This window comes from Pseudomonas sp. Z003-0.4C(8344-21) (assembly GCF_900104975.1).
Lineage (GTDB): Bacteria > Pseudomonadota > Gammaproteobacteria > Pseudomonadales > Pseudomonadaceae > Aquipseudomonas > Aquipseudomonas granadensis.
Genome location: NZ_LT629756.1, coordinates 2,830,458 through 2,856,242, shown reverse-complemented (window position 1 = coordinate 2,856,242; position 25,785 = coordinate 2,830,458). Strand labels below are relative to the sequence as shown.

The following is a 25,785-nucleotide window of genomic DNA, read 5'->3' as shown; positions in this document are numbered from 1 at the left end:
AAAGGCTTGCTCCTGCGTTCGGCCCTCGCAGGCTCGGGTCCCTTCGCTGCGGGATCGCTCCGGGCGCAGCGGCTACGGTTTGCTTCGCTGCACCTACTTCCGCTGTGTACGACTTCGTCGTACGGTCGCTGCGCTCCCACGCCCGGATCAATCCCTCCACTCAGCCTTCCGATGTCGCCGGTGACGCAAGATCAAGGGCACTCGAGCTGGCGCTCATTGTTGAGTGGTTAGAAGCGGGTGGTTGGCTTGGGATTTGTGGTGTGGCTGCCCCTCACCCCAGCCCTCTCCCCAAGGAGAGGGAGCTGATTTTGGTTGGATTTGAAATTTGTATTCGACTCGGTATCGCAGTTCGGCGTAGCTCTCCCATCCACCTCGATCAGTCCCCTCTCCCTACGGGCGGTCCGACGTTTCGGGAGGGCTAGGGTGAGGGGCTTTTGATTTTCAGACTGCGCTCGAACTGAAGAAATGCAATCAAAATGTGGGAGCTTGCCTGCAAGCGATGGCGGCCTGACAGCCGACCCGCACTTGAGAATGTACTCAATCCAAGTGTAGGAGTGAGCCTGTTCGCGATAGCGGTGGGTCATCCAGCACTTCGGCGACTGACGGATAGCCTTCGCCAGAAGGCTGGCTCCCACAGTGGATCTGCATGTTGTTCCAAGCCTTGCCTGCACCGCGAAACCGGTGGGAGCCAGCCTGCTGGCGATTTGGGCAGTCTCCGCCCACAAAAACGCTTCAGAAAGTCTCCTTGATGTTCAAGCAATTCACGCTTCTATGCCGCCCTTCGGAAACTCAATGACGCGTCTGTGTAAACCCGTTCAAACCCGCCCGGCACGGCGCTGATTTCGTTCTATCGTTAGATCAAACTGGCTGCATCAACGCAGGACTAAAGGTTGCGACGGATCATCGCTGAGCCTATGTTGCACGCGAGTCTTTCTTCGCGACTGGAACGCGATCAACACCATCATGAGGTGAAGAAATGTCAAAGGAATCACGCCCTGCCGTGCTTGGGCTGATAGGCAATACTCCGCTGGTTCAGGTCACCCGTTTCGATACCGGCCCGTGCACGCTGTTTCTCAAACTCGAATCCCAAAATCCCGGCGGCTCGATCAAGGACCGCATCGGTCTGGCGATGATCGATGCCGCTGAACGCGACGGCCGTTTGCAAGCCGGCGGCACCATCGTTGAGGCGACAGCGGGCAACACCGGCCTTGGTCTGGCGCTGGTTGGCCGCGCCAAGGGCTACCGGGTGGTGCTGGTGGTGCCGGACAAAATGTCTACCGAGAAAGTCCTGCATTTGAAGGCCATGGGCGCCGAAGTGCACATCACCCGCTCCGATGTGGGCAAGGGCCATCCCGAGTATTACCAGGACGTCGCCGCCCGATTGGCGAAAGACATTCCCGGCGCGTTTTTCGCCGACCAGTTCAACAACCCGGCCAACCCGCTCGCCCATGAATGCAGCACCGCGCCGGAAATCTGGGCGCAGACCGAACATGATCTGGATGCGATTGTGGTGGGTGTCGGTTCGGCCGGTACGCTGACCGGCCTGAGCCGTTTCTTCAAGCGTGTGCAACCGGATCTGGAGATGGTGCTGGCCGATCCGGTCGGTTCGGTGATGGCGCAATACAGTCGCGACGGCAGCCTGCCGACGCCCGGTTCATGGGCGGTCGAGGGCATCGGTGAGGATTTCATCCCGTCGATCACTGACCTTTCCAGCGTGCGTCACGCCTACTCGATCAGCGATGCCGAAAGCTTCGATCACGCGCGCCAGTTGCTCAAGGCTGAAGGCATTCTCGGCGGCTCGTCGACCGGCACCCTGCTCGCCGCTGCGCTGCGTTATTGCCGCGAGCAGACCGAGCCGAAACGCGTGGTCAGTTTCGTCTGTGACACCGGCACGCGTTACTTGTCGAAGGTCTACAACGACCAGTGGATGACCGATCAGGGCCTGCTGCAACGCAAAGGCTACGGCGATTTGCGCGACCTGATCGCTCGGCGTTTCGAGGACGGCCGGGTAATCAGTGTCGGCCCCGACGACACCCTGCTGACCGCGTTTCAGCGCATGCGTCTCGCCGATGTTTCCCAACTGCCGGTGCTGGTCGAAGGCAAGCAACTGGTGGGTGTGATCGATGAGTCGGACATCCTCATGGCGGTGCACGAAGACGCCGCGCGCTTCAGCCAATCGGTGTCCAGCGTGATGACCGACAAGCTGCAAACCCTCGCCCCCGGCGCGGCGCTGGCCGAGCTGGAAGCGGTGCTCAGCCGTGGCCTCGTCGCCATCGTCGCCGATGCCACGGGCTTCCATGGCTTGATCACCCGCACCGACATGCTCAACCAATTACGGAGATCCCTTGCATGAGTCAGCACGACGATAAATCCCAGGGTTTCGCGACCCGGGTGATCCACGCCGGGCAACAACCGGACCCGACCACCGGCGCGCTGATGCCGCCGATCTACGCCAACTCCACCTACCTGCAAGACAGCCCCGGCGTGCACAAGGGTTTCGACTACGGGCGCTCGCACAATCCGACGCGCTTTGCCCTCGAGCGCTGTGTGGCGGACCTCGAGGGTGGCACCCGCGCGTTCGCTTTCGCTTCGGGGCTGGCGGCGATTTCCACGGTGCTGGAATTGCTCGATGCCGGTTCGCACATCGTCTCCGGCAATGACTTGTACGGCGGCACGTTCCGCCTGTTCGACAAGGTCCGCCAGCGCAGCGCCGGGCACCGTTTCAGTTTTGTCGATCTGACTGATCTGTCGGCATTCGAAGCGTCGTTGCAGGATGACACGCGCATGGTCATGGTCGAGACACCGACCAACCCGCTATTGAGCCTGTCGGACCTGGCTGCCATCGCCCGCATCTGCCGCGCCCGCGGGATCATCTGCGTGGCCGACAATACGTTCGCCAGCCCGTACATTCAGCGCCCGCTGGAGTTGGGCTTCGACATTGTCCTGCACTCGACCACCAAGTATCTCAACGGGCATTCCGATGTGATCGGCGGTATCGCCGTGGTCGGGCAGAACGCCGAACTGGCGGAGAAACTCGGCTTCCTGCAAAACGCGGTCGGGGCGATCTCCGGGCCGTTCGATGCCTTCCTCACGTTGCGCGGGGTGAAAACCCTGGCGCTGCGCATGGAGCGTCACTGCAGCAACGCGCTGGATCTGGCGCAGTGGCTTGAGCAACAGCCGCAGGTCAAACGCGTCTACTACCCGGGCTTGCCGTCACACCCGCAGCATGAACTGGCGAAACGGCAGATGCGCGGTTTCGGCGGGATGATTTCCGTGGACCTTAACAGCGATCTCGCCGGTGCGCGGCGGTTTCTCGAGCATGTGAAAATCTTCGCTTTGGCGGAAAGTCTCGGCGGCGTGGAGAGCCTGATCGAGCATCCGGCGATCATGACCCACGCGACCATTCCGGCCGAAACCCGCGCAAAGCTTGGGATCGGCGATGGGCTGGTGCGGCTCTCGGTCGGGGTTGAAGACGTCGAAGACCTGCGTGCCGACCTGGCCAGGGCACTGGCAAAAATCTAGCACAGCACTGACGTAAAGCCTGCAGAGCAGATTTTACGTCAGTACGTTTTCGGCGGATTCGCCTCGTCGATCACGCAGGGCGCGCAGCGTCGTGCGTAACTCGGCGGGGTGCACCGGTTTCGACAGAATCGCAATCTGCCGATCGTGCAAGGCCGCCTGAATCCTTTCGACATCGTGGCCGGTAATGATCATCGCTGGCACTGCCCAACCGCGCTGCCTGCGCACTTCATCGATGCATTCGATGCCAGTGGCATGGGTGCCGAGGTCATAGTCGGCGACCAGGATGTCGCAGTCGGTGACCAGGTTTTCGGCCGACCACTCGGCTTGCACGACACAGCCCCAGCGCTCGAGCAACGTCGATGTCGCCAGCAATACGTTGCGATCATCCTCTACCAGACACACCTTCAGCCCCTTCAACAAACCCACCTGTCGCGCTTCACCGCGGACAAACCGTGACTGCGCCGCCGCTACGATTGGCAAACCGGCAAGGGTCACCGCCGTGCCGCACCCTACCCGCGAGCGCAGAGCAACGTCCACATCGATCAGTTCACCCAGACGCTTGATGATCGACAGGCCCAGCCCGACACCCTCGACATCTTTGTCGCGTACCTGCCGCACCCGATAAAACTCCTCAAATACCTTGTGCAGGTGCTCTTCGGCAATGCCATTGCCGCAGTCATGGATGACGATAGCCAGCCCTGCCCCGCGTTTACGCACGCCGATCAGCACCGGCCGCTGCGCGCCGTATTTGAAGCAGTTGGAGAGCACGTTCTGCACCATGGTCGCCAGCAGCGCCGGGTCGGTTCTGACCCAGTGGTGACAAGGTCGCAAACGCAGCTCGACACCCGCCCAACGCGCCGCTTCCTGATGTTGGCGGACGATGTCCGCGAGCCAATCACCGAGGTTCAGCGTTTGCATTTTTGCTTCGACCCGGCCGTTATCGAGGGTGTAGAGGTCGAGTATCGAACGGAACAACTGCGAGACGTTGAGCAGTGAACGGTCGATATTATCGACCAGTCTGCGTTCGCTATCGCCCAAGCGCGACTCGCGCAGACACGCGGTGAACAAACCGATGGAATGGATCGGCTGACGCAGGTCATGACTGGCCTGGGCGAGAAAGCGTGATTTCTCCAGATTGGCCGCCTCTGCCTCCTCCGACGCCTTGCGCGTGCGCTCGAGCAGCAGGTGTGCGTAAAACGGGATCACGGTGCTGGTGATCATCAGCATCAGGACCATGAACGGTTGCGCCTGCCAGTACGGCGTCAGGCGATAGACCGCCAGCAGCGCCAGCAACGCCAGACCGGTGGCCACCGCGAGATAGCGCGAGCCATAGCGCATGCCATTGCCGAGGTTGACCCAGACCATTACCGCGTACAACGGCAGCGCGGCTTCGCCGCCGACTACCAGACCGAAACAGGTGCCGGTGTAATCGTGAATCATGGCAAAAACCCGCCGCGCCGGATAATGCCCAGGCCAGCGCGCAATGGCCTGGCGGAACACAATGGAAGCCAGCAAAAACAGGCTGATGTAGGTAATGACCGGTAGGTAGGTATCGACGCGATGGCCGGGCACAAAGCTCAACCCGATCATGTAAACCACAGCGATGGCCGCGATGATGATGCGCAGATTGGCCTGATCGAGTTCGGTGTTTTTCTCGAATTTCATGTAAACGTCCTTGTGCAGCGTTCGTCAGTTTCGGAAGCAGCCTACAGGCAACCTTCGCGTCCGATGCTAAGGTGCCAGCCTTGATTAACGCTTGACCCAGGGAGGGTCGCGCCATGGCATGCCGGATCATCATAGCCGACGATCACCCACTGTTTCGCGAAGCGATGTTGCGCACTGTGCAGCGCTTGCTCCCCGAGGCGACTATCGACGAGGCCGGTGACCTCGACGCTGTCACCGCGCTGCTGGGCAGCGAGCCGGATACGTTGATACTCGACCTGCGCTTTCCGGGTTTGACCTGCATTACCCAACTCGCCGAACTGCGCCGACGCTTGCCGCGCACCACGCTGATCGTGGTGTCGATGGTCGATGACCAGGCGCTGATCAGCGAGGTCATGAGCGCGGGTGTTGACGGTTTTATCGGCAAGAACATCGCCCCGGATGAAATCGGTCAGGCGATTCTGGCGATCCGCGCGGGCGAGGTACTGGTGAAGTTTGCCCCGTCAGGCTTGCTGCCGCTGGAGCCCGCCAGCGCCCTCACGCCTCGTCAGCAGGAGGTGTTGCGGCTGATAGCGCAAGGCAAGACCAACAAGGAAATCGCCCGTGAGCTGGACATTTCACCCTTCACGGTGCGCATTCACGTGTCTTGTTTATTACGCACCCTCGATGTGCCTTCGCGAGCTGCCGCCGCGGTGAAGTATCTCGGGCTGGTGTAGGCGCAGTTGGTCCCGCGCCTACAAGCAATGGTCGTGTTGCTGCAGGATGGCCCGGGCTTGCCGGGTGAAGCGGTAGTTCTTGTCCTGTTCCAGGGTGATCAAGCCTTCGAGGCACAGGCGCTTGAGCACTTCACGCACACTGATGAACGACAACTGCGGTGACGACGAGGCCACCCACGCGTGCACGCCGTTGACTCCCGTTGAATAGCCATCACGGCTGGCAAGCAGCAGCGCATTGAGCACCTTGAAGCGGATCAGGCTGCTGCGCAGTCCGAAGTGGCTCAGCAATTGACGAATGTGTTGATTGGCACTGCGATCGAACTCGCGCGGCACCGGGGAAATTGCGGGCCGAGCGCCAAGCGCCGCAACGCCGGGATTGTTCAACATGACGAAGATTCCTTTTCTGAAATGTTCAAGCCGCTCTCTATATAGAAGAGGCAGTCGCCGGATGACCGGGCAACTGCCTCGCTGCTGTCATCAAAAATCGACGGTGGCCGACAATTGCAGCGTGCGCGGATAGCCCGGCGAAAACGCGCCGTAGGAAGCCACGCCCGACCAATACTCGCGATCGAAGACGTTCTGCACCGTGGCGCGGAACGTGGTCGGCCGGCCTTCGATTTTGGTCGCATAACGCGCACCGGCATCGAAACGCGTCCAGGCATCCAGTTCCTGCGTGTTGGCCTGGTTGACGTATTGGCGGTCGGTGTAAATCGCCCCGCTGGTCAGGGTCAAGCCTTCCAGCCACGGCGTATCCCATTCGGCCCAGAGGTTGGCCTGCACGTCCGGCACGCCGACCGGTTTGTTGCCGCGATTGGCCGCTGTTGCCGAATCGGTCAGCTCGCCGTCAAGCACGGTGACGCCGCCCATCAGACGTGTGCCCTTGGCGACTTCGCCGTACATGCTCAACTCGACGCCGCGGTTGCGTTGCTCGGCTTGCACCGAGAACACATTGCCGGCGCCGATCTCGCCGCTGGGTTTTTCAATCTGGAACAACGCCAGCGTGGTCATGAATGTGCCGTGTTCGTACTTGACACCGATCTCATGCTGCTTCGATTCGTACGGGGCGAAGGTCTCGCCCGCGTTGCTCGCAGTGCCCGGCGCGATGTCGCCTTTGGACAGGCCTTCGACATAGTTGTAGTACAGCGAAACGTCCTGCCACGGCTTGACCACCACGCCAACCAGCGGCGTCGTCGCGTTGTCGCTGTACTTGGAACTGACCGCACCGGCCGCGTTGTAATTGCGCGACTCGATGTCCTGGCGGCGCACGCCGAGGGTCAGCTGGAAGCGGTCATCGAGCATCGACAAGGTGTCGGTCAACGCCACACCGGACAGCTCCGACTCGGACACCCGCTGAACCTTCGGCGAACTGAGGTACTGCTGCGGCACGTCAACCGGGTGATAGATGTTCGACAGGATCGCGGTGCCATTGGTGATCCCGCGTGACAGCTCATCCTGATAACGGGTGGCCATGATCGTCGTGGTATGCGTGATCGGGCCTGTGGCGAATACGCCGCGCAGGCCGACATCGGCAGTCGAGCGGTCGACATTGAATTTGTAGTAGCCGGGAATATTGCTGGTGTCGCCGGCGTCATTGAGGATTCTCGGCACCTGATCGGACAGGCGCTTGACGTCGGATCGGCCACCGCCGGCGTGAGCGAACACCGTGACGTTGTCGCTCAGGTCATATTCGCCACCGAGCAGCGCCGACTGCTCCCTGGTGTCCGACCAGCCCCAATCCTGCGGCAGGTTGGTGCGGCCGTTCGGTGCGGACGGCACATCGACACCCGGTGCGATGGTGAAGGGCCGCGAGGCGGCTTCCCAGCTCTCTTTCTGGCTGATGTAGTCAAGATTCAAGCGCAGACGCTCGCCGCGATAATCCAGCGCGATGGCGCCGACGCCGAGGTCGCGCTGCTGATCATCGACCGCCGTGTCGCCGCCTTGCAGGTTGCCGTTGAAACGCACGCCGAACTGGTTCTCCGAACCGAAGCGCCGGCTCAGATCCAGATGCCCGCCAACCTGCGAGTCGGAGGCGTAGCTGCCGGTGAATCGGGTCAGGTCTTCGTCCAGCGGACGCTTGGGCACGATGTTGATCACCCCGCCGACGCCACTGTTCGGGGAGATACCGTACATCAGCGCGCCGGGGCCCTTGAGCACTTCGACCCGTTCGGCGTAATCGGTGAATACCCGATAGTTCGGCGCAACGCCGTAGACGCCGTCGAACGCCAGCTCGCCGAGGTTGCCTTCGCCAATCGGGAAGCCGCGGATGAAAAACGAATCGACGATGCCGCCCGTCTGGCCGGTCGAACGCACCGAAGGGTCGCGCTCCAGCGCATCGGCGACCGTCACGGTCTGCAGGTCGGCGAGGGTTTTCGCGGTGTAACTGGTGACGCTGAACGGCGTGTCCATCACGTCTTTGTTGCCCAGCATGCCCAGCCGCGCACCACGCGCAACCTGCCCTCCGGCGAGGGTTTCCGGCAACGCCGTGGCGCTGTTGTAACGGGCGCTGATGTTGGTGGTGTCGAGGGTCAGCGCGTCCTTGCTGTCATCGGCCGGCGCGGTGGGTGCGCCGTTCGATGTCTGGGCGGCGACGTCGGTCTGCCCGGAGCCGGCGGCCCAGGCATTGGCGCTTCCTGCGACCAGAACGAAATTCAGCATGGCGGTACGCACAGCGAGTGTTAACACCCGCTCACCGCAAGGACGACTGACAACAGGCATGACGTGAGGATCCTTTTCATCGAGGGAAAATGGTAATCACTCCTATTGCCAGTCGATTTGCGAAAAAGTATCACCCGCAGTCGGTTTTATTTTTTTGCACTCGCTGCGGGTCAGGCGTACAGGCGCTCCAGCGGTATCGCCACCACCGGCAACGCCGGGTCAAAGGCGTGCCGGGTGGTCTTGTACGGGAACATCTCGCCACGGGCGATGGTGCGGAAAATCCGCTCCACCTCGAACACCTGCCCGGTCTGCCAGTGCCGCACGCAGACCCGCGGATCGCCGTAATCGAGCTGGATGCACGGCACCCGCTTCAGGCCCAGTTGCAACGCCGCGGTGAAGCGGTGATTGCCATCCATCACGATGCCGCGCGAGCGCTCGACGATGATTGGCTCGAGCCAATGCCCGGCGCGGACAATCGACTCGCACAGCATCGTCACGTTGGCCGGATCGACCTGCTCGGACTGCCGCACTTCGCAGAGCGGCCGCAGCGCTATCTGATAACCGTGTGCCATGGTGCTCTCCTGTGCGCCGCGATTCAGCAGGCATCGGCGCGAACAATCGGCGCGTGCTGGCGGGCGACGTCGAGCAGGCGCTGGGCATGTTCGATCAACGGCAGATCGACCATCTCGCCATCGACTTGCACCGCGTGGCTGCCGGTGGCCACGGCGCGCATCACCCGGTCGGCCCAGGCCAGTTGCCGCGAATCCGGCAGGAAGGCGCGTTGCACCGTAGCCAGTTGGCCGGGGTGGATGCACAGCTTGGCGCCGAACCCCAGCGACCGGGCGTATTGCGCGTCTTTGGCGACCACCGCCAGATCGCTGATTGCCGGCGTCACGCCATCGATCGGCGCCGGCAGATCGGCCGTGCGCGACGCCAGCACGATGCGGTTGCGAGCGAACAGAAACGCCTCGGGAGTCTGGCTGCAATCGATGTCCAGGGCGAAATCCAGCGAGCCGAACGCCAGCCGCGCCAAGCCTGGAATCGCGGCAATCGATTCGACCTGTTGCAACCCCTTGGCGGTCTCGATGATCGCAATGACGAGCAATTTCGGCTGCCACGCCAGCAGGCGCTCGACCACCGCCGCCAGCGCCTCGGGGCATTCGGCCTTGGGCAGGAAAATCCCGCTGCAGCGCTCGGGATAGCGCATGTCGCTGAGCCAGGTCAGGTCCTGGCGAAACAACGCACTGCTGACGCTGTTCAAGCGGATGTAGCGCTCGCAGGCAACGCTCGGCGCGCTCTCCTGCTAGGCCCAGATGGCGGCGCGGGCGGCGGCCTTGCTGTCCGGATGAACGGCGTCTTCGAGGTCGAGAATGATCGCGTCCGGCCCTGCTTCGACCGCTTTGGCAAAGCGCTCGGGACGGTTACCCGGCACGAACAGGTAGCTGATCGCGCGCCGGGTTTTGCAGTTGAGTCGATCCGATTGCATGGCGTTGCTCCTTGGTGTGAACCAGTCGTGGTTTGGGAAGATTCCCGCAGCCCTCGCACGGGACTTTTCGCCTGCCGTTGCGGGGCTTGTCGCGACAACCGTTAATGCCTTGTCGATCAAGCAATTAACCGTTGTTTTTATTTGCGGGCGAACGAGTCCTTGAGCGTGTTAATGCACGTTCATGGGTTCGCCTTGCGTTGGGCTTTATTCAAAAATATTTGAAAACCTTACTTGATAATCGTTCCTGTTCGCAATATTGTTCACGCCGCCAACAGGAACTATCGGCGTTTCAAAGCAAGTCAGTGACGCCTGGAAAAGATCGATCAGCTGATGTCACTTGAACATCAGTTCTGGTATTCCAAGAGTATTGGCCTACAACTAATGGCCAGTTAGCACATTCGTGCAAAACCTTATGGATCGGGGTTCTTATGCAAGCGCTTGATGAATTATTTATGACGCCAGGTATATCGGATCCAACATCTACCCTCATTTGGCATCCGCCACCCGCCAATATAAAAACCCGTCTCTGACGAGCAGCGACACTTCATGATTCGATAACGACTTGTTGTCGATATTGCTATGGCGAAGTTATTTTTCCGCGCCAGAGGTTAACTATGCCTGGAATAAATACCGCAACTTCCGAGCAGGACCATAAAGTCCATCATCCGCTCATGTTACAGCCATTGATCGACCCGGTTATTACCACGTTTATCAAGCACTTCCCGAATACATTGGGCAGTTTGCTGGAACACCACGGATCCCCTCTGAATCTGGTCTGGCCGCATGCGTTTGAAGCCAATGCACAAGCGCTGTTGAATGTGTTGAAACGGTTCAACATTGCCCACGCAATCTTTTATGGCGCCAAGGCCAACAAGTCGCAAAGCCTGCTCGGCGCCGCAGCCAAGTCAGGCATCGGTGTCGATGTGTCGAGTCTTCACGAGCTGCAGGACGCGCTACACGCTGCCATTCCCGGCGAGAACATCTGCGCCACCGGACCGGCGAAAACGGCGCTGTTTCACCAGGCGCTGATCGATGCAGGTTCACTGATCTGCCTGGACTCGCTGGAAGAATTCGACCACCTGCGCAACGTGCAGGAAGCACAACCAAGCCCCGTAAAATCAAAGGTTCTGCTGCGTTACCGGCCGAAGAACAGCGCTAAAAGCCGTTTCGGAATGGGTGCTGAAGACCTGCTCGAATGTCTGCAACGATTGGCCAGACACCCTGAGATTTTCCGCTTCGAAGGGTTTCATTTTCACCTCGGCGGCTACGGCTTCGAATCCCGCGCTCAAGCGTTTCGGGAAGTCACCGGATTCGTCGAAGCGGCACGGGAAATGGGCCTTGATCCGCAGATGATCGATATCGGTGGCGGATTGCCGATTCGTTATGTCGAGCCCCAGAGTTATGCCGGCTTTTTGCAGAACGACAATAACCCGAGCCACTATTACAACCAGAAAGTTCCGGCCGACTATTACCCTTACGGCAGCGACCTGACGGCGCCGCAATGGCTGACATTATTCCTCGAAGCCGAACATTCGCCGGGGCGGTCAATTGCCGCTTACTTGCGGCAGCAGTCAATAACACTGGCACTGGAGCCGGGAAGAAGTCTGGTGGACCAAGCGGCGATTTCGATTTTCCGCATCACCCGAACAAAAAAGCTTGCCGACAACAAAACCGTCATCTTTGTTGAGGGCAGTAGTTTCAGCGCCTGCGAAACCTGGTTCGCCTCGGAATATCTGGTGGATCCGCTATTGATCAGCCCAGAGCCACGCCCCGCCGCCCCGAGCCAGGCCTATATTGCTGGGCATAGTTGTCTCGACGACGACGTCATCAGTTATCGCTTGATCAACTTCGCAACCCCCCCCGAAAGCGGCGACTTATTGGTTTACATCAATACCGCCGGCTATCAGATGGACTTGCTGGAAAACCAGTTTCATCGCCATCCCCTGCCCCGGCGGTTAAAGGCAACCTGTTGTACGGAAGGTAATTACGCGTTCACACCTGACTACTGAAGGGACTAACTAAATGATCTTGAATAAAGTTTCCGATCTTATCGGTAATACACCGATGCTGGCTATTGATGTACCGGATACCAACGCCCGGTTGTTATTGAAGGTTGAAAAGAACAACCCCGGCGGCAGCATCAAGGATCGCATGGCGCGCAACATGGTGCTGGCGGCGCTCAAGTCCGGGCGACTGAAACCCGGCGGCGTGGTGGTCGAGTCGTCGTCCGGCAACACCGGGATCGGTCTGGCCATGGCGGCGGTCGAGTTCGGTCTGCACTTCATCGCGGTGGTCGATCACCACGCCGCGCAGGACAAGATCGCGGTGATGAAAGCGCTCGGCGCCGAGGTTCGCTTCGTTAAAGGCACCTACCGCGAGGATGAAGTCGCCGTCGTCGAACGCCAGCGCATGGCTGCCGAACTCGCGACGGAAATTCCCGGAGCGGTGTTCATGAACCAGTCTGACAATGCCGCGAATGCTGGCGGCTACAGCGACTTCGTCCGCGAAACCGTGGCCCAGGCCGAGGGCCTGATCGGTGCGTATGTCGGTTGTGTCGGCACGGGCGGTTCGATGACCGGCATTGCGCGCGGCCTGAAAGTACATAACCCCGACACCGTGACCGTCGGCGTCGAACCGGCCGGTTCGATTGTGTTCGGCCATCCCGGCTATCCCTACTACCAATCGGGCACCGGCACTCCGGCCGGCGACACCGTGGGCCTGGTCCTCGATTACAGCTGCATCGATCTGGGCGTGCAGGTCACCGACTCGCAAGCCTTCGAAACCGCACGCTATATCGCCCGCAACTTTGCCTTGCTGGTGGGCGGTTCGACCGGTGGGGCAATTTTCAAGGCGCTGGAGCTGATTCACAAAGGTGTGCTGCGCGGCAATGTCGTGGTGCCGATTGCCGATGGCGGTGAGAAATACCTGCACACCGTGTTCGACGATCAATGGCTGCAGGAGCGCGATCTGCTCGACCCGGGTATCGGCGCACAACTGGACATCTGGCTGGGCAAGACCCAATGGCTGGAATCCGTTTCCGCGCCGCTGCAACTGAGCGTCGCATGACCCACCCTTCACACAGGAACGCCTCTCGATGAATCTGTTGAAAGTCGCCATCTGTGGTGGCGGCAGGACCGGCCATCTCAACGCCATTCTGTTCAAGCAACTGGCCGATGTGCAGGTGTCGCTGCTCACCCACAACCCCGAGGTCATCGAACAGCACGCGCGGCAGACGCCGATGCAAGCGCTGTTGCCGGATGGCTCGTCCCTGAGCGCCCGTCTCGACCGGGTCACGGCGGATGCGCGTAGCGCGGTGGAAGATGCCGATCTGGTCATCATCACCGTGCCCGCTCACGTGCGCCAGCAAACCCTGCAAGCCATCGCGCCGCACCTGAGTGCGAGCAAACCGGTATACGTCGGCGCAATTCCGGGCTTCTGCGGTTTCGACTGGCTGGCCGAGGCGACGCTGCCCGAGCGGCCGAATGTAGTGATCTGGGGCATGAAGGATGTGCCGCACACCGCGTTCGAGCTGAGTCCGGGGCGCTCGATCAAAATGGGCGGTGGCAAAAGCCAGCTGTACGTGGCAACCCACGCCCGTGAATCGCAGGCGTCGCGTCATCAGCTTCAGGCCATTCTCACGCGTCTGTATGGCCCCTGCGTAACGCTGCTCGAGCACTATCTGGAAATCACCCTGACGCCGGGCAACCCGATCATGCACAGCTCGGTGATCTACGGTTTGATCGGCCCGTACGGCCAATGGCATCGCAAGATCTTCCCGCAACGCATGTGCTGGTGGACCGAATGCCCGGAGCTGGGCGCGTACTTTCTCGAGCGCATGGACGAGGAAAGCCAGGCGCTCTGCGCGGTGATCAGCCAGCGTCTGGGCATTGACCTGTCGTCGGTGAAATCGCTGAAACAGGAAATCGTCGAGGCCTACGGCGAGCAGATCCGCGACACCAGCAGCATGCTCTCGATCCTGCGCACCAATCAGGCCTACAACGACATTCTCGCGCCGATGGTGCCGGCCGCCGACAACCGCGCCGGCTACGTGATCGAACGCGAAAGCCGTGCCTTCAACGAAGATGTCGCCTACGGCCTGGTGCTGTTGGTGGAGATGGCCCGGCGCTTCGAAATCAAGGTGCCCCACATCGAGGAAGTCCTGCAGTGGAGCGTGGCTTATATGCACGGTCTGCGTGATTCGGCCCTCGACTATTTCCCACGCCAATGGCCACACACGGCCAGCGCTGCGGCATGACCTTTCCACTCATTTTTCGACGAGCAGACCGCTGATATGGATGACTTCAAGACACTGATCGCCTACTCCCGCCGCAACGCCATGCGCCGTCTGGTGCGCTGCCTGTTTGCGGAAAACATTCTCGACCGTGCCGCCCTGAGCTTTTCCGCTGGCGGCAATCAGGCCACTTACCCGCTCAAGGGCGGCCGCGCGCACCTGGCGTTCTCCGACATTGCCAAAGGCCCGGCCGACACCATAGTCAACGACGGTGAGGTGGTGCTGGTCACCGACGAAGGCGTCCGCCAGGCCATCACCAGCCATCAGGACATGCTCGATGTGCTGCGCGACAGCTTCGATTTCGCGCCGACCGACGAAGGCGTGGCCGGGCTCAAGTCCGACATGGAAAACAGCCTGACCAACGACGCTCACGCCCGTCAGCACCGTCAGCAGTGGAACGCGCGGTTGCATCAGGCCGCGAAGGATCACGGGCTCGACAGCCTCACCGATTACCTGCGCCAGCACGCGAGCACCAAAGACGCGGCGATCCTGCTCGACCAGTGGGGCTCGCTGGAAGGCCATCCGTATTACCCGACCTGGAAAGCCCGGCCGGGCCTGAGCGATGAGGAAGTCGCGCAACTGTCGCCCGAGTTCAACGCGCAAGTGCCGCTGCGCATCGCCGCGTTGCGCGCCGAACATGCGCAAAGCGAAAGCATGCCGCATGTGAGCAGCTACCACGACTGGTTCGCCGCCAACTTCCCCGGGCAATGGGAACAATGGAAAGCGGCGCTCAACCGCAAGGGTCTGGATGAACGCGAATGGCTGCCGCTGCCGATTCACGGCTGGCATTTGCAGGCCTACGTGCTGAAGACGTTCGCCGCAGAAATCGAAGCAGGGATTCTGATCACCGACGGCCCGGACCTTGTGACGCTGCCGACCATGTCCTATCGCACGATGATGCCGGTTCTGGACGTTTGCGCGCCGCTGATCAAACTGCCGATCGCCGTGTGGATGACCAGCGAACTGCGCAGCCTGCAAGCCAAATCGATTCACATGGGGCCGCGCATCAGCACGGTGATCAGCCAGATTCTGCAAGCCGAAAACGGCTTCGACCAACGCCTGGAAATCTTCCCGGAAGAGATCGGCGTGCGCTACAAGAACGCCGTCACCCAGGACGATCACCCCGGCCGGCATCTGTCCGTGGTCTATCGCGCCAGTGCCCCCGCGTTCGAACGCTCCGATGCTTGCCTGCCGATTACCGTGGCGTCGCTGTTCACCCGTTTGCCCGGCAACGGTCGCCCGCTGTTCACCGACCTGATCGAACGTGACGGCGTACGCGCCACTGCCACGCAGGTGGAAAACTGGTACCGCGAATATGCGAAAGTGGTCACCCGCCCGGTGGTGGCGATCTATCTGCTGTATGGCATCGGTCTGGAAGCGCATCAGCAAAACACCATGGTGCTGTTCTCTGCCGACGGCAAAGCACGTAGTCTGCTGATCCGCGATTTTGGCGATGGCCGCACCTATGCACCGTTGCTCGAAGGTCGCGGCTACAGCCTGCAACCGCATGTCCAGCCGGGTATCCTGCCAACGGTGTTCAGCGGCGACATCGAGCCGGTGCGCATGTTTGTCCTGGATGCGGCGTTCCTCACGCACCTGCATGAACTGGCCCTGTGGTTGACCAAGGAGTATGGCTTGAACGACACGCGACTCTGGCAAATCCTGCGCGAGGAAACCGACCTCGCCTTCGACGCGGTGCGCGAGCGCGTCGCGCCGCAAATCTGGGAAACCGAACACCGCGCGTTCGTCGAAGAGCCCTGGCCAACGCGTTCGTTGCTGCGCATGCACCTGATGCAGTACAGCAACTATCGTTTGCAACATACCCTGACCAACCCGCTCGCCAGCGTTTAACCGAGGCCGACTCATGTCCCATGCAGGTGCCATCCAGGGTTCACGTGTACGAATCCTGATTTATCTTCTGTTCGCGATCCAGCTGGTGTCGATGGGCGCGATGGAAATGAGCGGGCCGTTCTGGCCTGTCCACCTGCGTGGGCTGACCGACTCCGAAACGGTTTTCAGCTTCGCCAGCATCGCCGTGTATGTCGGGCCGATGCTGGGCATTATTCTGACCAGTGCCTTCTGGGGCCGGATCGGTGACCGCTACGGTCACAAGCTGATGATGATCCGCGCGCTCGCCGGGTTGTCGTTGACCCAGTTGGGGCTGGCCCTGTTCAGTGATATCTGGGCCATTCTGATTCTGCGTTTCCTGCAGGGCGCCTTCGCCGGTTACATCGCCCCGGCGCAGGCGTATGGCGTGAGTATCGAAGCGCCGTCGCGACGGGCGCGGCTGTTCGCGATCCTGCAGATCTCGACCAACGTCGGCTCGCTGCTCGGTGCCGTGGTCGGCGGGCTGATCCTCGATTACGCGACATTCTTCTGGATCAACATCATTGCCTCGGCACTTTGCGCGGTGTGTACGGTGATCGCCGCGATGACGCTGCCGGACGTGCCGCCAGTTAAGAAAGCCGTGGTCAGTGCAACCGCCACCCCCGCACGCCGCGCCAGTCTCTGGCAAGGCTCGCCGTTGCTGTCGCTGCTCGGCGTGATGGGCATTCTGCTGCTGGCGCGCATGCTCCCGCAGACGTCGTTTTCGCTGTACGTCAGCTCGGTGTTCGAGGTGAGCAATTCGGTGGTCGGCCTGTGTTACGGCTTGCTGGCGCTGGGCTTCATCCTGTCGGCGACGGCATGGTCGCGCTATTTCGAGCACCGCGGCCAGCAGGACACCCTGCAGCGCATGACCTACGTGGTGATCGGCTGCATCGCGCTGACCGCCGTCGCAGGCGTCACGCGTAATCCGATGGTCTTCGTCGTGGCTTATTTCATCTGGGGCGTACTGCTCGGCGCGACCACCCCGGTGCTGATGGCCCTGATCTCGAAAACCGCCGACAGCTCCCAGCAGGGTCATGTGCTGGGCATCGCTCAGGGCACCGCGCAGTTCGCCTCGATTGCCGGGATATCGGCTGGCGGCCTGCTCAGTCAGGTCTACGGTTTGCAGTACACCTACCTGTTCGTGTGCCTGGCCTATGGGGTCGCGCTGATCCCGATTGTCGCCCTGCGTTACTGGCCTGCGGCGATGCAACCGAGCGCCGCGCCCCCCGCGGACTGATCAAGGAGTGAGGTCTTGAACACTGAACAACTGCGCGCCGACACTCCCGCCGTCGCGCAACTGATCCATTTCAACAATGCCGGCGCGGCCCTGATGCCGACGCCGGTGATCGAGGCCGTGACCCGGCATATCCAGCTCGAAGCCAGCCTTGGCGGCTATGAAGCCGCCGGGCGCCAAGCGGCCGAAGTCGAGCAGGTCTACGGGTCGATCGGGCGCTTGCTCAACGCCGCACCGGATGAAATCGCGGTGATCGAGAACGCCACCCGTGCCTGGGACATGGCCTTCTATTCATTACCATTGCAACCCGGCGATGTGCTGCTGACGTCGGCCACCGAATACGCCGGCAACTACATACCTTATCTGCAACTGAAACAGCAACGCGGTATCGAGATTCGCATCATTGCCAACGATGAGCACGGTCGGGTCTCGTTGTCGGCATTGCAGCAGATGCTCGAGGATGACCGGGTGGCGCTGATCTCGCTGCCGGTGATCGCCACCAACGGCGGGCCGGTGCAGCCGATCGAACAGATCGGCGCCCTCGCCCGTGCGGCCGGCGTGCTGTATCTGCTCGATGCCTGCCAGGGCGTCGGGCAGATACCGCTGGATGTACAGAAGATCGGTTGTCACATGCTCACCGCCACCAGCCGCAAATACTTGCGCGGCCCTCGGGGCATGGGCTTTTTGTACATCGAAAAAGCGCTGTGCCAGAACCTTGAACCGGTGTTTCTCGATCTGCACGCGGCGTCGCTGCAAAGCGCCGACAGCTACACGGTCCGCGCTGATGCCCGACGGTTCGAAAACTGGGAATGCAACGTCGCGGCAAAACTCGGACTGGGTGCGGCGGTGGAGTACGCACTGGCGCAAGGCATTGAGCCGATGTGGCGGCGGATCCAGCAACTGGCCGATTATCTGCGCCAGTACCTGGGGCAGATCCCCGGTTTCACGCTGCAGGATCCGAGCGTGAACAGGTCCGGTATCGTCACCTTCAGTCACCGCCACCATAGCGCCGCGCAGGTGCAACAGTGGCTGGCCGGGCAGGACAAGCGCATCAACGTCAGCACTTCAACCTTTCGCTCGACCCTGCTGGACATGCAGCACAGGGACTTGCTGGAAGTCAGTCGCGCCTCGCTGCACGCCTACAACACCGAAGCGGAAATCGGCACGATGATTGCCGCGTTACGCGCTCTGCCGCGCCTTTGAAACGGCAGGCCAATCGGCGCTTGCATCGCACAGGCGTTGTAAACTAGCATTGGGAATACTTCTCAATTGCATGAAAATCTGCAGCCATGAGCGAAACCCTTCCCGCGAACAACGACAAGCATCTGCGCGCGATCGAAGCCCTGTACAGCGGCCATCACGGCTGGCTGTACGCGACGCTGAGAAAAAAACTGGGTAACGCCATGGATGCGGCGGATCTGGCGCAGGATACCTTCACCCGCATCCTCGCCTCGCAGGTCACGGTGATCGAGCAGCCGCGCGCCTACCTGAGCTGCGTGGCCAAGGGCATTCTGGTCAACTGGTATCAGCGCAAGGCGCTCGAACGCGCCTATCTGGATGCGCTCGCGCAGTTGCCTGCGCCCGAGGTGCCGTCGCCGGAATTGCGTTTCATGGTGCTGGAAACCCTGCATGAAATCGACGCAATGCTCGACGCCCTGCCACCGCTGGTCAAACGTGCGTTCCTGCTGTCGCAGATCAGCGGCTTGAAGTACGACGACATTGCCGAGCAATTGGGCGTATCGCTGATCACCGTCAAACGCTACATGAAGCAAGCCTTCGTGCAATGCCTGTTGCTGGTGGAGTGAATGCTCGCCCGGCGCAATGAAGCGCAACCCGCTCCTCAGGCATTGGAAGAAGCCGCTGACTGGCTGATGCGCATGAGCGAGCGCGAGCTGAGCGACCGCGAACGCGGCGAATGGGAATTGTGGAAAGCCAGCAGCCCCGAGCGCACGCGCGCCTGGGCCCGTGCGCAATTGTTGCAGGGCAAACTGGGCGGCCTGCCGCCGTCCTTGGCCATGTCGGCCCTCGATCGGCCGAGCAGCCCGGAACGCCGTGCGGCGATTGGCAAACTGGCGCTGCTGCTGGCGTTGGTCCCGGCCGGCTGGGGTGGCTGGAAGCTTTCGCAAACCCAGCAATGGTCGGCAGATTACCGAACGGCCGTCGGCGAACGACGCGAGCTGACCCTCGCCGATGGCTCAAAAATCACCCTCAATACCGACTCCGCCATCGACGTGCTGTTCGACGCCAGTCAGCGCCTGATCCACCTGCGCGAAGGCGAAATACTGGTGCAGACCGCAGCGGATATCTCACCGATGGCGCGGCCCTTCGTGGTCACGACCCGGCAGGGCCGGATGCAGGCGCTGGGCACGCGATTCACCGTGCGCGCGCTGCCTCCGCAAACCCACCTCGCGGTCCTGGAAGGCGCGGTAAAAGTCGAACTCGCGGACAATCGCCAGCACACGCCACTGATCGTCAACGCCGGACAGCGCACCGATTTCTCGTCTTCGACGTTTGGCGCGGTCAGTGCGACCGACCGTTACGCCGGTGCCTGGAGCCAAGGCATGCTGATGGCCGACAAGATGCGCCTTGCCGATTTCGTCGCGGAACTGACGCGCTATCGTCGCGGTTTCATCCGCCTCGATCCGGCGATTGCCGACTTGCGCATTTCTGGCGCCTACCCGATCAGCGACAGCCAGCGCACCTTGAACATGCTGGCGCAAACCTACCCGATTCTGGTCAGCGGCCACTTGAATGGCTACTGGGTCATGCTCTCCCGCGCCTGAGCGAAAAAATATTTGCCGCCGTGCTGATACTTTTTCCAATCTCGACTGGCTATGAGGGAGATGCATTTTTTCGTCCTGTTCATAGGCTCATCCATCCATGCCCGCTGCACGCCTCCTGCGCCCGGATCGTCCGTTCAAACCCGCTATTCGCAGTGCGTTGCTGAGCCTTGTCCTGATCGTTGTCGCCTGCCCGCTGGCCGTCGCCGGCGAGCCTGCGCAACTGGATACGCTCGCCCTGCGTGCCTACGACATTCCGGCCGGGCCGCTCGGTGCGACCCTGTCGAGTTTTGCCGTGGACGCCGGCATTGCCCTGTCGTTCCAGCCGGCGCTGACCGACGGCTTGAGCAGCCCGGCGCTGATCGGCCGCTACTCGACCCAGGAAGCGGTCAATCGCCTGTTGGCCGGCAGTGGTCTGGACATGGTGCGGCGCAGCGACGGCAGTTACACACTGATTGCGCGCCGGGTCACGCTGGATGAAACGGCGGTGCTCGGCATCGACCGGCGTAGCGATGCGCTGCCGGCGGTGTACGCCGGCGGCCAGGTCGCCAGCGGCGGACGTCTGGGCCTGCTCGGCAACACCGATGTGATGGACGCGCCGTTCAGCGTCAGCACCTACACCTCGGCGCTGATCAAGGATCAACAGGCTGTCACCGTCGGTGATGTGCTGGAACGCGATTCGTCGGTGCGCTCTACCGGGCAGACCGGCGGCATCGTCGATTCGTTTTTCATTCGTGGCTTTCCGGTGGGCGAAGGCAACCTCGGTGAACTGGCGTTCGATGGCGTCTACGGCGTCGCGCCGAACTACCGGGTCTTCACCGAGTACGCCGAGCGCATCGAACTGGTCAAAGGGCCCGGCGCCCTGCTCTACGGCATGTCCCCCAACAACGCGGTGGGTGGCGTGATCAACGTGGTGCCGAAACGTTCGCTGGACGAAGACCTGAGCCGTTTCACCGCCAGTTATGCGATGAATGCGCAGCTCGGCGGGCATGTCGATGTCAGTCGGCGTTTCGGTGAAGAACGCCGCTTCGGCGTACGCATCAATGGCAGCACGCAACTGGGCGACACGGCGATCGACAAGCAGTCGCGCCACGTCAACATCGGCGCGATCGCCCTCGATTATCAGGGCGAGCGGCTGCGCACCAGCTTCGACTGGTTGCGGCAGAAAGAACGCTTCGATGCCGCCTCGCGGCCGTTTCTGATTGCCCCGGGCGTGGACATTCCCTCCGCCGCCAACGGCCGAACCAGCGTGAGCCAGGACTGGGGCTGGTCGAAAACCCGTGATACCTCGGCGCTGCTCAGCGGCGAATACGACCTCAGCGATGCGCTGACGGTGTTCGCCCATGCCGGCGGCGGCAAATCGGCGGTGGCGCGCATGTCCGACCAGACACCGACCATCATCAACCCGGCTGGCGACACGTCTTCGACGCCCGGTTATTACAAATTCGAGGTCAAGCGCTACACCGTCGACACGGGGGCGCGGCTGCGCTTCGACACCGGGCCGGTCAGCCACCGCACCGCAGTGCAAGTCAGCCGTTATCGCGATGTGCTGTCACGGGGGATCATTTCCGCCGCGCCGATCCTGTCGAACATTTATCACCCCGTGGATCGCCCGGAACCTTACATTCCTGAGCCGGCGACGCCGAAAGTCTCCGAGAGCGAACTGACCGGCGTGGCACTCGCCGACACCCTGTCGATCCTCGACGACCGCGCGCAGATGACCCTCGGCGTGCGCCAGCAGAACATCAAATCGGGCAATTACAACCCCAGCGGCGTGGTCACTACGTCCTACGACCACAGCCGCACCACGCCGCTGTTCGGCGCGGTCATCAAGCCCTGGGATCACGTCGCGCTCTACTACAACTACATCGAAGGCCTGAGCAAGGGCGACATTGCGCCCTCCACCGCCAGCAATGCGGGGGAGATCTTCGCGCCGTACGTTTCGCGCCAGCATGAACTCGGCGTCAAGGCCGACTACGGCACCTTCACCTCGACCCTGAGCCTGTTCCAGATCACCAAGCCCAGCGGCGAACTGGCCGCCGGGGTGTTCTCGGTGCAAGGCGAGCAGCGCAACCGTGGCCTGGAGCTGAACGTGTTTGGCGAAGTGACGCCGGGCACGCGGTTGCTCGGTGGCGTGACCCTGCTGGACGCCGAACTGACGAAAACCGCCGTGGCCGGCAATCGCGGCAACAAGCCGGTCGGCGTGCCGTCGGTGCAGGCCAACCTCTGGGCCGAATGGGACACCTCGTGGGTCGAAGGGCTGACCCTGACTGGTGGCGCCATCCATACCGGCAGCCAGTACGTGAACCAGGCCAACACGCAAAAACTCGATGACTGGACCCGCTTCGATGTCGGTGCGCGCTACACCACGCGCATCGATGAGCGGCCGACCACGTTCCGCGCCACGGTGCAGAACGTGTTCGATCGAGAGTACTGGTCGGGCGTCGCCTCTTACGGCGCGTTCTCCCAGGGCTCACCGCGCACTTTATTACTGTCGGCGACTGTCGATTTCTGAAACGTTCAGCGTGGCGGCGGCAGGCGCCGTGGGCCGCGCTGACTTTGGCAAAGGTTGGACCATGGCGATTTTCGATCGACGCAGCCAGGCGGTTGCTGCGCTGTTACTGGCAGGCGTGCTGAGCCTGTTTTCCCTCGCGCCGCGCAGTGCTGACGCCGCTGACAGCGACGCTGCGCGCACCGAGGTGACCGACCTGCTGGGGCGCAAGGTCAAGGTGCATCTGCCGGTCAGGCGGGTGATCCTCGGTGAAGGCCGGCAGCTGTATCTGGTCGCCGCGCTCGATACACAGAACCCGATCGAACGCATCGTTGGCTGGCGCAAGGACCTGATCCAGTCCGATCCGGACACCTACACTGCGTACCTGCGCAAATTCCCCGCCATCGCGAAAATCCCCACGTTCGGTGGCTTTGAAGACGGCACCTTCGATATCGAGCAGGCCATCTCGCAACGCCCGGACGTGATCATCCTCAACATCGAGGCGCAGCACGCCACCGAGGATGCGCGTTACATCGAAAAGCTCGACGCCCTCGGCATCCCGGTGGTGTACGTCGACTTTCGCAACAACCCGATGCAGAACACCGAGCCGACCATGCGCCTGTTCGGCCAGTTGTTCGGCAAGGAGCAACGGGCCGCAGCGTTCATCGATTATCGCAACCAGCAGATCCATCGAGTCACCGACGTCATTGAAAAACAGCACCCGCCTCGCCCGAGCGTGTTCATCGAGCGCATCGGCGGCTACACGGATGATTGCTGCCTGAGTTTCGGCAATGAAAACTTCGGCCTGTTCGTCGACATGGCCGGCGGCAACAATGTCGCGCGCGGCATCATTCCGACTACTTTCGGCCAGTTGAATCCCGAGCAAGTCATCGTCGCCAATCCGGCGCATGTGGTGATCACCAGCGCCAACTGGGAAGCGTTTGCTCCCGGCGGTCATTGGGTCGGCGTCGGCCCCGGCGCAGACATGGCGCAGGCGCGGAAAAAACTTGCCTGGTACACCCAGCGCCCGGCCTACGCCGGCGTCAAGGCTCAGGAGCATCAAGCCTTCCACGCAATCTGGCACCAGTTCTACAACAGTCCCTACCAGTTCGTTGCCATCCAGCAATTGGCCAAATGGTTTCACCCGGAACTGTTCGCCGATCTCGACCCGGATGCGGCATTCCGCGAACTGCATGAGCGCTTCCTGCCGGTGCCGTACGAATCGGGCTATTTCGTCAGCCTGAGCGAAACCGAGGTCAAGCCATGAGCTCGATGACCGACACCGTGGTGGTCCAGCGCGAAACCTATCGCCGTCTGGTGCTGCGCAAGCGCCTGATCCTCGCGGGACTGGTGTTTTTACTGCTGTGCAGCGTGCTGCTCGATCTGGCGCTCGGCCCGGCCAGCTACAGCCTCAGCGAAGTGCTCGGCGCCCTGTTTTCACCGGACAGCGCTTCGCCGCAAGTGCGCGTGGTGATGTGGGACATTCGCCTGCCCGTGGCGCTGATGGCGGTGGCCGTCGGCGCGGCGTTGTCGCTGGCCGGCGCGCAGATGCAGACGATCCTCAACAACCCGCTGGCCAGCCCGTTCACCCTGGGCATTTCCGCCGCCGCCAGCTTCGGCGCCGCGCTGGGCCTGGCCTTCGGCGTCGCGTTGTTTCCGCTGGCCGCGCAATTCATGGTGCCGCTCAATGCGTTCATCATGGCCATGCTGTCGGCGCTGCTGATTCACTTTTTGAGCATGCGCCGCGGGGTTACCGCCGAGACCATTGTCCTGCTCGGCATTGCCCTGGTCTTCACCTTCAACGCGCTGCTGGCGCTGGTGCAGTTTTTTGCCACCGAGCAAGCCGTCGCCGCCGTAGTGTTCTGGACCATGGGCAGCCTGACCAAAGCCACCTGGCCAAAACTTGGCATCATCTGTCTGGTGATCCTCGTCACCCTGCCGATTTTCGCCCGCCGTGCCTGGGCCTTGACCGCCCTGCGCCTGGGCGATGACAAGGCGGCGAGTTTCGGCATCAACGTGCGCAGCCTGCGCTTTCAGACGCTGATCATGGTGAGCCTGCTCGCCTCGTTTCCCGTGGCGTTCGTCGGCACCATCGGCTTTATCGGCCTGGTCGGCCCGCATATCGCCCGCATGCTGATCGGCGAAGACCAACGCTTCTTCCTGCCGGCCTCGCTGCTGACAGGGGCGCTGATCCTGTCGGCCAGTTCGGTGGTCAGCAAAACCCTGATTCCCGGCGCGATCTTCCCGATCGGCGTGGTCACCTCGCTGATCGGCGTGCCGTTCTTCATTTCACTGATTCTCGGCGGGAAGAAAAACTCATGGTGAAGCTGCAACTGGACAATCTGGGCGCCCGCTATGGCCAGCGCGAGATCATCCGCGGCGTCTCCACCGCGCCGTTTCTGGGTGGTCAGGTGGTGGCCGTGGTCGGGCCGAATGCGGCCGGCAAATCGACGCTGTTCAAACGCATGGCCGGGCTGATCGACGGCCCCGGCCAAGTGATCCTGCAGGACTCGAAAAAAGGCCCGACGGGGATCAGCTACATGCCTCAGGGCCTGAACGCCAGCGCCCGCCTGACCGTGTACGAATCGGTGCTGCTGGCGCGCAAGCAACTGACCCCGGGCTGGGTCGTGCACGATGACGAGCTGAAACTGGTCGACGACATTCTCGCCGCACTGGGCATCACCGCCCTGTCGTTTCGCAACCTCGGTGAACTCAGTGGCGGGCAGCAGCAATTGGTGTCCATCGCACAGACGCTTGTGCGCGAACCGGAAATCCTGCTGATGGACGAACCGACCAGCGCACTCGATATGCATCGGCAAGTGCAGGTGCTGAACTTCATGCGTAGCCTGGCGCGGCAACGCGAGGTGATCGCGTTCATTGCGATTCATGATCTGAACCAGGCGCTGCGGTTTGCCGATCAGGTGCTGGTCATCGCCGACGGCACCACCCAGGGCAGCGGCCCGAGCAGTGAGGTGATCACCGAGCAGATGCTGCGCAGCGTGTACAAGGTTGAAGCGCGGATCGAACAGTGCAGCCGTGGGCTGCACCATATTCTGATCGACGATATCGTCTGAGGCGC

19 protein-coding genes and 1 pseudogene are annotated in these 25,785 nt (G+C 61.7%); 15 read left to right on the top strand and 5 right to left on the bottom strand.

Going from position 1 to position 25,785, the window contains the following annotated elements; genetic code table 11:
- Positions 1-976 precede the first annotated feature (976 nt).
- Together BLU24_RS13250 and BLU24_RS13245 are read left to right on the top strand one after the other, a co-directional pair.
- Positions 977-2,353 (top strand): pyridoxal-phosphate dependent enzyme, encoded by a 1,377-nt coding sequence (locus BLU24_RS13250; protein ID WP_090284095.1) that lies wholly within the window; start codon positions 977-979, stop codon positions 2,351-2,353.
- Positions 2,350-3,522 carry a cystathionine gamma-synthase gene (locus BLU24_RS13245; RefSeq protein ID WP_093100894.1) on the top strand — a complete coding sequence of 391 codons (1,173 nt, stop codon included), beginning with the start codon at positions 2,350-2,352 and terminating at the stop codon, positions 3,520-3,522. The genes BLU24_RS13250 and BLU24_RS13245 overlap by 4 nt, the downstream gene beginning before the upstream one ends.
- A 33-nt stretch (positions 3,523-3,555) precedes the next feature.
- On the opposite strand, the gene BLU24_RS13240 is transcribed toward BLU24_RS13245, so the two are convergent.
- Positions 3,556-5,187, bottom strand: a complete 1,632-nt coding sequence (locus BLU24_RS13240) for an ATP-binding response regulator (protein WP_093100891.1) — start codon at positions 5,185-5,187, stop codon at positions 3,556-3,558.
- A 113-nt stretch (positions 5,188-5,300) separates the two neighbouring features.
- Between BLU24_RS13240 and BLU24_RS13235 the strand changes: the two genes are divergently transcribed.
- On the top strand, positions 5,301-5,900 hold the full coding sequence (locus BLU24_RS13235; RefSeq protein ID WP_093100886.1) for a LuxR C-terminal-related transcriptional regulator: 600 nt from the start codon (positions 5,301-5,303) through the stop codon (positions 5,898-5,900).
- Positions 5,901-5,918: 18 nt separating this feature from the next.
- On the opposite strand, the gene BLU24_RS13230 is transcribed toward BLU24_RS13235, so the two are convergent.
- The 4 genes and pseudogenes from BLU24_RS13230 to BLU24_RS13215 form a co-directional block, all read right to left on the bottom strand.
- Entirely contained in the window at positions 5,919-6,287 is a 369-nt protein-coding gene (locus tag BLU24_RS13230; RefSeq protein ID WP_093100883.1) for a fe2+ zn2+ uptake regulation protein, read from the bottom strand.
- A 90-nt stretch (positions 6,288-6,377) separates the two neighbouring features.
- Positions 6,378-8,615, bottom strand: a complete 2,238-nt coding sequence (locus BLU24_RS13225) for a TonB-dependent receptor (protein ID WP_093100880.1) — start codon at positions 8,613-8,615, stop codon at positions 6,378-6,380.
- A gap of 110 nt (positions 8,616-8,725) precedes the next feature.
- Positions 8,726-9,127: a ParB N-terminal domain-containing protein gene (locus tag BLU24_RS13220; RefSeq protein WP_093100878.1), complete on the bottom strand. Its 402-nt coding sequence runs from the start codon at positions 9,125-9,127 to the stop codon at positions 8,726-8,728.
- 23 nt (positions 9,128-9,150) lie between these two features.
- Positions 9,151-10,041 (bottom strand): annotated as a pseudogene (locus tag BLU24_RS13215) (HpcH/HpaI aldolase/citrate lyase family protein).
- Positions 10,042-10,655: 614 nt separating this feature from the next.
- On the opposite strand from BLU24_RS13215, the gene BLU24_RS13210 reads away from it, so the two are divergent.
- The 12 genes from BLU24_RS13210 to BLU24_RS13155 all read left to right on the top strand — a co-directional run bounded on the left by BLU24_RS13210 (position 10,656) and on the right by BLU24_RS13155 (position 25,780).
- Entirely contained in the window at positions 10,656-12,050 is a 1,395-nt protein-coding gene (locus tag BLU24_RS13210; protein WP_231990212.1) for a Y4yA family PLP-dependent enzyme, read from the top strand.
- 13 nt (positions 12,051-12,063) lie between these two features.
- Complete coding sequence (locus BLU24_RS13205; RefSeq protein WP_090284111.1) at positions 12,064-13,107, top strand: PLP-dependent cysteine synthase family protein; 1,044 nt, start codon at positions 12,064-12,066, stop codon at positions 13,105-13,107.
- Between the two features lie 28 nt (positions 13,108-13,135).
- Positions 13,136-14,296: an NAD/NADP-dependent octopine/nopaline dehydrogenase family protein gene (locus BLU24_RS13200; RefSeq protein ID WP_093100872.1), complete on the top strand. Its 1,161-nt coding sequence runs from the start codon at positions 13,136-13,138 to the stop codon at positions 14,294-14,296.
- A 36-nt stretch (positions 14,297-14,332) separates the two neighbouring features.
- Positions 14,333-16,183, top strand: coding sequence for an IucA/IucC family protein (locus BLU24_RS13195; RefSeq protein WP_093100870.1), 1,851 nt, complete (start codon positions 14,333-14,335; stop codon positions 16,181-16,183).
- Positions 16,184-16,196: 13 nt separating this feature from the next.
- Complete coding sequence (locus BLU24_RS13190; RefSeq protein WP_093100868.1) at positions 16,197-17,438, top strand: MFS transporter; 1,242 nt, start codon at positions 16,197-16,199, stop codon at positions 17,436-17,438.
- 15 nt (positions 17,439-17,453) lie between these two features.
- Positions 17,454-18,638, top strand: coding sequence for an aminotransferase class V-fold PLP-dependent enzyme (locus tag BLU24_RS13185; RefSeq protein WP_093100866.1), 1,185 nt, complete (start codon positions 17,454-17,456; stop codon positions 18,636-18,638).
- Positions 18,639-18,724: 86 nt separating this feature from the next.
- Positions 18,725-19,240, top strand: a complete 516-nt coding sequence (locus BLU24_RS13180; protein WP_090284116.1) for a sigma-70 family RNA polymerase sigma factor — start codon at positions 18,725-18,727, stop codon at positions 19,238-19,240.
- A complete protein-coding gene (locus BLU24_RS13175) occupies positions 19,241-20,218 on the top strand; it encodes a FecR domain-containing protein (protein WP_093100864.1) in 978 nt (325 codons plus the stop codon). It abuts the gene before it with no gap.
- A gap of 97 nt (positions 20,219-20,315) precedes the next feature.
- Positions 20,316-22,730 (top strand): TonB-dependent receptor, encoded by a 2,415-nt coding sequence (locus tag BLU24_RS13170; protein WP_093100862.1) that lies wholly within the window; start codon positions 20,316-20,318, stop codon positions 22,728-22,730.
- A 61-nt stretch (positions 22,731-22,791) separates the two neighbouring features.
- Entirely contained in the window at positions 22,792-23,973 is a 1,182-nt protein-coding gene (locus BLU24_RS13165; RefSeq protein WP_093106650.1) for an ABC transporter substrate-binding protein, read from the top strand.
- Entirely contained in the window at positions 23,970-25,031 is a 1,062-nt protein-coding gene (locus BLU24_RS13160; protein WP_093100860.1) for a FecCD family ABC transporter permease, read from the top strand. Before BLU24_RS13165 ends, BLU24_RS13160 begins: the two co-directional genes overlap by 4 nt.
- Positions 25,025-25,780: an ABC transporter ATP-binding protein gene (locus tag BLU24_RS13155; RefSeq protein WP_093100858.1), complete on the top strand. Its 756-nt coding sequence runs from the start codon at positions 25,025-25,027 to the stop codon at positions 25,778-25,780. The genes BLU24_RS13160 and BLU24_RS13155 overlap by 7 nt, the downstream gene beginning before the upstream one ends.
- The last annotated feature ends 5 nt before the right edge of the window (positions 25,781-25,785 follow it).